Annotated in this window: 2 protein-coding genes; both read right to left on the bottom strand. The window is 72.3% G+C overall.

Annotated elements, in window-relative coordinates; all coding sequences use genetic code 11:
• Nucleotides 1–21: 21 nt before the first annotated feature.
• Nucleotides 22–3303 carry a UvrD-helicase domain-containing protein gene (locus ACYVKA_RS13950; protein ID WP_460706323.1) on the bottom strand — a complete coding sequence of 1094 codons (3282 nt, stop codon included), beginning with the start codon at nt 3301–3303 and terminating at the stop codon, nt 22–24.
• The gene (locus ACYVKA_RS13955; protein ID WP_460706325.1) at nt 3300–6638 is read right to left on the bottom strand and encodes an ATP-dependent helicase; all 3339 of its coding nucleotides are present in this window, start codon (nt 6636–6638) and stop codon (nt 3300–3302) included. Before ACYVKA_RS13955 ends, ACYVKA_RS13950 begins: the two co-directional genes overlap by 4 nt.
• Nucleotides 6639–6744 lie beyond the last annotated feature (106 nt).

The raw sequence follows: 6744 nt of genomic DNA on the forward strand, positions 1-6744 counted from the left end.
GCATCGAGACTAGTGCCGTGGCTACAGTCCGCCCGGTTCCTGTCCCTCGTCCTGCCGCAGCTCGGCTTCGGCGAGCAGGCGCAGTGCCTGTTCGTCGGCGAGCACGGCAGGACGCTCCACCTCGCCACTGAGCACGTGGTAGAAGACCGCGTCGACCCGTTCGAGCGCCACCCCTTGGGCCTGGGCCCAGGCCAGCCGGTAGATGGCCAGCTGGGTGGGGTCGCTGGGCCGGTTGGCCGTCTTCCAGTCCACCACCTGGAAGTCGTGGCCCTCCTCGGTGCTGGCATAGACGGCGTCAATACGTCCGCGCAGCAGGCTCTCCCCCAGGGCCAGCACGAAGGGCACCTCCACCGCGATGGGCTGGCGGCGGGCATAGGGGCCCTGCTCGAAGGCACGGATCAGCCGGTGCAGGGCCAGGTCGGACTCGGCCACCTCCAGCGCAGGCCAGTCCTCGGGATCGACCAGCGTCGCCATCCCGAAGCGCCGCTCGACCCAGTCGTGGAAGCGCGTGCCCAGGGTTGCCGCGGACGAGACCGGCCGGGGCATGGGCCGCACCAGCGCGGTGGCGAAGCCTTCCGGGTCCCGGGTGGCCGCCATCAGGGCGGAGGCCGACAGCGAGGACGGCATCGGGACCTCCACCACCGGTTCGTCCGCCCGCCGCGCCTCGGCCAGCAGATGGTCGATCTCGGCATCCCAGCCGTCCACCTCATCCTGCTCGTCGAGGCTGAGCGCGGGCGCCGGCAGGGGCGTGCCGCGCTGCAGCCGCCCGCGCGCCGCCTCGACGAGTTCCGCGGCGGTGAGCCGTCGCTCGCGCGCCTCGGGATCGGTGTCGACCGGCCAGGCGGCGCTGGTCTCCCGCTCGGCCATCGGGTTCGTCTCGGCAAGGGGAGGTGCCTCGGCCAGCACCTGTCCCTGTGCCTCGGCCTGGTCCATCACGGGCCCCAGGTAGCGCGAGGCCTTGCGCGATCGACTCGTCCCAGGACGCCACTGGTGGGTGCTGGCCACCAGACGTTCCCGGGCCCGGGTCATGGCCACATAGGCGAGCCGGTCCTCGGAACGCACCTGGGCCTGCTTCAGCTCCACCTCGAAGTCCTTGAAGGCGGCATTGCTGGCATCGGCCAGCTGCGGGATCCCGTCCGCGTCACCGCGAAGTTCGGCCGGGATGACGGCGGAGTTCTTCACCCAGTTGTCCCCGACAGTCACCGACGGGAAGACCCCCTCCACCAGTCCGGGCAGGTGCACCACCTCCCACTCCAGACCCTTGGAGCGGTGCACGGTGAGCAGCTTCACCGAGTTCTGCTCGCTGGCGGTGGCCTGGTCCAGCCCGGTGCCGTGCTCCAGTTCGGCCGCGAACCAGGCCAGCAGCCCGCCCAGGCTCGCGTCGGCATCGACGCTGGTGTAGCCGGCAACGGCCTCCAGGAAGGTGGCGAGCTGCGAGCGCCGCCCCGCCGCCGCCAGCTCGCGGGTGGCCTCCAGTTCCACGTCGAGGCCCAGCACCCGAACGACCCGGCGCACCAGCTCGGTGACCGGTTCGGCGGCGTGGCGGCGCAGCTCGGCCAGCTCGGCGTCGAAGGCGGCAAGTCGTTGCCGGGCCTGGGGGCTGAGCGGGGCCTGCCCCGGATCGGCGACCGCGTCGAGCAGGCAGACACGTTCGGTCGGGTCCAGGTCGGCGACGGCCGCGGCGAGGTCGGCCTGCAGGTCCTCTCCCCCGCTCCCGCGGTGCCCTGCGCCGGCCTCGCGCGCCAATTCGGTGGCGCGGCGTCCCAGCACCGCGAGGTCGCGGGGGCCGATCCGCCAGCGAGGTCCGGTGAGCAGGCGCACCGCCTCGGGATTGGCGGTCAGGTCGTGCAGCACCGTCAGGGTGGCGACCACGTCGGCCACCTCGGGCAGGGTCAGCAGGCCACCCAGGCCGACGATCTCGACGGGGACGTCGCGGTCGACCAGGGCGGTGAAGATCGGGCCGATGTCGGCATTGCGGCGCACCAGCACCGCGATCGAGGACCATTGGGGCTGACCTGCGGCATCGGTGCGGGCATGTCCCTCGTCGACGACCTGCTGCGCGAGCCAGTCCACCTCTTCGGGCCAGGTCTCGAAGGCGGCAGCGGCCACCTGCCCGGGCCCCCGACCCTCCGGGGCGCGCAGCTGGACGGCGGCCTGGCCGGACTGCTGCATCAACGGGTCCTCGGCCAGCGGGGCGACGACGGTGTTGGCGGCGTCGAGGATGCTCTGGCCACTGCGGCGGTTGACGGTCAGCGCATAGGCGTCGGCTGGGCCGTCGGTGGCCGGGAAGTGCTCGCGGAACTGCAGGATGTTGCTGGCTGCGGCCCCACGCCAGCCGTAGATGGCCTGGAAGGGGTCGCCGACGGCGGTGACGGCGTGGCCGAGGCCCAAGTCGGGCCGCGGTCCGCTGAACAGGTCCTGCAGCAGCACCGCCTGGGCCGAGGAGGTGTCCTGGTACTCGTCGAGCAGGACGACACGGAACTGCTGGCGCAGGGCCAGCGAGACGGCCGGGACCCGGCTGGCGAGCCGGGCCGCGACCGCCATCTGGTCGGCGAACTCCACCAGGCCAAGTTCGTGCTTGAGGGCGCGGTAGTCCTCCACCAGGCCGAGCACCTCGAGTCGTTCGCGCGCAGTGGCGGCCGCCTTGACCACGTCGGCATAGGGCGCCCCGGTGCGGGTGATGGGTGCCTGGGCGAGGTGCTCGAGGTATTCGCGGGCGTGCTCGCGCACCTGGTCGGGGCTTACCAGGTGTGAGCTGAGCTCCTGGTCGAGCTGCAGCACCTTCTGGGTGACGCTGGCGGGGCGCAGCCGGCTGAGCTCGGCGAAGGGGCCTTCCGCCCGCGCGACCACCCTCGCGGCGATACGGTGCCGGCTGGCGCCGGTGAGCATGGTGGCCTCTCGTTCGACGCCGATGCGCAGGCCGTGCTCGTTGACCAGGCGTGCGGCGAAGGAGTCGTAGGTCATGATGACCTCCTCGCCCTCGTCCTCGGGGGACTCGGGGTCGACGACGCCCGCCTGCAGCAGCGACTGGCGCACCCGCTGGGCCAGCTCATTGGCGGCCTTGCGCGTGAAGGTGAGCCCCAGCACTTCCTGGGGCTGCACCTGCCCGGTGCCGACCAGCCAGACGACGCGCGCCGCCATCACGGTGGTCTTGCCCGATCCGGCGCCGGCGATGATGACCGCCGGCCGCAGAGGCGCGGTGATGGCCTGCAGCTGTTCCTCGGAGAAGGGGATGCCGACGGCCTCGCACAGCTCGTCGGTGCTGTGCAGCACGCGGGCGGGGGCCCGTGGGGGGATGCTCATCGTCCGACCTCCTCGACGGGGCTGGTCGCAGGGCAGCTGGCCGCGAAGGGGCAGTAGCTGCAGCGCTGGCAGGGGGTGGCCCAGAAGCGTTCCTCGCGGATGGTGCGCGCGGCGGTGGCGAGGTCCTCGTGCACCCAGGTGGGGCCGTCGGGTCCGGGCTCGGGCGCCGGGGCTCCTCGTTCGCCGTGCGGCAGCTCGTCGAGTGAGGACTGGCCGACCACCTTGGGGAAGGGGGTCTTGCCGTCCTGCTTGCGCAGGTAGACCAGTTCGGCGCCGCCGACCCGTCGCTCGCCGGGGGCGAGGTGCTCGAAGGCCCCCTCCTGGGCGGCCAGCTGGTAGATGCCCAGCTGGTCCATCCGGTCCACCTCCTTCTGGCTGGGCACGCTGCGTCCTGTCTTGAAGTCGACGATGAACAGCCGTCCCTGCTCGTCGAGTTCCAGCCGGTCGACGCTGCCGTGCAGTTCGACGGTCTCGCCGCCCACCTCGACGGGTACCCGGAAGTCCACCTCGACGCCGAGCACCGTGCGCGAGGCCATCGCCTGCTGCCAGGCGGCGAAGCGCTCCAGTGCGGCCTCTGCCTCCTCTCGTTCTGCCAGCTGCAGCCACTGGGCGTCGAAGGGCAGGTCAGGCCAGACGGCCTCGAGCTGTTCCCGCATCTGTTCGAGGTCGGTGTGCTCAGCCTCCGAGTGCTGTGCCAGCACGTGCACCACCGAGCCGACCGACGCGGCGCTGCCCCGCTGCGCCTCGGCACGGGCCTGACGGGCCAGGAACCACTGGCGCGGGCAGTCGAGCAGGGATTCCACCTGGGAGCCGCTGAGCACGATCGGCTGGCCGTCGGCCACCAGCGGGGCGTCGGGCCGGGAGTAGTCGAGCACCCCCCACCAGCGGCTCGGGTTCGCCTGCGGGACCAGGGGACGTCCGCTGCGGTCGCGGGTCTCGGCGAGCCGGGCCAACCGCTCGGCGGCCGCCTCACGCAGGGCACCGGAGCGCGACGGGTCAGTGGCCACCTGGCGCAGGTGGGCGACCAGGGCGGGCAGGGTGCCCGAGCGGCGTCCGGCGGCGTCGATGTGGTGCACCTGGACGCCGAGGTCGCGCAGGAAACGTGAGGGCTGCGCCCCGTCTGGTTGGTCCGAGGCGACCGCGCTGACCACCAAATGGTCGCTGGCCCGGCTGCAGGCCAGCAGAAAGAGCCGGCGTTCCTCGGCCAGCACCTGGCTGGTGGGGGTGGGGGCCAAGACACCGTCGACCGACAGCCGGTCGGGTTCGAGCAGGCTGCCGCGCCGGGTCAGGTTGGGCCAACTGCCGTCCTGCACCCCGACGACCACCACCAGCGGCCACTGTTCGCCCTTGGCGCGGTGGGCGGTGACCAGGCGGACCCCGCGATCACGCAGCTCGGACTCCCGGTGGGTATCGGCGGGGATGGCCTGGCCGGCCACCTCGGCCACCAGGGCCTGGACTCCCTTCTGCCCCACCATCTGGGACTCACGGGCCGCCAGGTCGAACAGGGCACCGACGGCGTCCAGGTCGCGGTGGGCGCGGGCCGCATCCTCGCCGCCGGACAGTGCGGTGGCCTCGAGCTGCCCCGGCCAGGAGGTCCCACTCCACAGTTGCCACAGGGCCACCTGCGCACTGCCACCACGAGCCACCACGCCAGCGACCTGGTCCAGCAGCCGTCCCAGTGCGGCGGTCTGCCGCACCTCGGGGGGTAGACGGTCCTCGGAAGCCAGGGCAGAGGCTGATCCCGGATCGAGCACCAGGCGGGCCACCAGGGCCGTCGAGGTCGTCGACAGCCCCTCCCCACCGGTTTCGATGCCTGCGGGGTCGTCACCCAAGTCCCTCTCCGATGCCGCTGCGTGGGCTCGCGCATGCTCCCGGGCGCGCAGCATCCGCCCGAGTCGTCGCAGGCCGAGGGCGTCCAAGCCCCCCAGCGGGGAGCGCAACAGCTCCACCAGGACCTCGTCCTCGGGTCTCTGGCCGTTGACCAGGCTCGCAGCGGTCTCCAGGGCCTGCAGGAGAGGACGCACCGCCAGCTCGGAGGCCAGGGCGATCTCGTCACCCGCCACCTCGACCGGAATCCCGGCCGAATCCAGGCCGCGGGCCAGCACCGGCAGGTCACCTCGACCCGAGCGGGTCATCACGGCCATCTGGGACCAGTCCAGCCCCTGCCGGCGGGCCTGCCGCAGGATGTCGGCGGTGTGTTCGACCAATGCCGTGGTGTCCTCGTGCGTGGTGACGTGCACCGCTCCCCGGACGGCCGATGGCAGGGGACGGGGATGGTCAGGTGCCCCGTTGCGGGGCAGCTTCGCGGCCACCAGCGCAGCCGCTCGTGAGACCTCGACCGAGCAGCGGTGGTCGTTCGACAGCTCGATCCGCTCCGTGGCCACACCCGGTCGGGTGAAGAATGCCTGGAAATTCACCACGGATCTCAGTTCGGCGCCGCGGAAGGCGAAGACCGCGGTGCTCGGGTCGGCGAAGGCGACCACGTCGAGGCCAAGGCCGGCCAGGTCGGCCAGCAGGGAGACCTGGGAACGGTCGCATTCGGCGAACTCGTCGACGTGCACGCTGGCGAGCTCGCCGGCCAGCGCCTCTCGGACCCCTGGTTCGAGCAGCAGCAGGCGTGTCCGGTGCACCAGTTCGGCATAGTCCATGGCACCCTCGGCATCCAGCACGTCTAGGTAGTCGTCGAAGAATCCTCCGACGGCCTGCCACTCGGGCCGGCCTGCACGACGGCCGGCCTCGCTGACCTCGGCAGGGTCCATCGCCAGCTGCCGGGCCCGGGCCAGCACCGCGCGCATCTCGGTGGCGAAGGCCCGCGTCCCGGCAGCCTCGACGAGGTCCTGCGGCCAGCGGCTGGTGTCGTGCCCGGCCAGCAGCTCACGGACCCGGAACTCCTGCTCCGGGGCGGTGAGCAGTCGCAGGCCGTCCCCGCCCTGGCCCGTCGGGCCCGCCGCTGCGAAGCGACGCACCAGGGCATGGCAGAAGCCGTGCACCGTCATCACCTTGGGGGCCACCTGGGTGCGTCCCACGGCCCGCACCAAGCGGGAGCGCAGTTCCTGTGCCGCCGGACGCGACCAGGTGAGCACCAGGTGCGCTGTCAGGTCGCCATCGGCGGCTCGCGCCACCACGTCGGCCACCAGCAGGCTGGTCTTGCCGGTGCCGGGCCCGCCCACCACCAACAGGGCCGACCCCTGGCCGGGCTGGCCTCGATGCGCCAGGACCCGTTCCTGCTGGGCATCGGGGACGAAGGACTCCGCCGGTTGCGGCCGCGGCGGGCCCAGCACGAAATGTCGGGGCTGCCCCGTGGCGTGACCGTGTCCGGCATGGGAATCCTGCATGGTCACCATGCAACCAGAGCCCACTGACATACATGATGGTAAGAGCCTTGGGGAGTCGTGACCCTGCCTCTGACTGGTGCCCTGCTGGGCTACCGACAAACTGATC

The sequence above is a fragment of the Luteococcus sediminum genome (assembly GCF_054783495.1).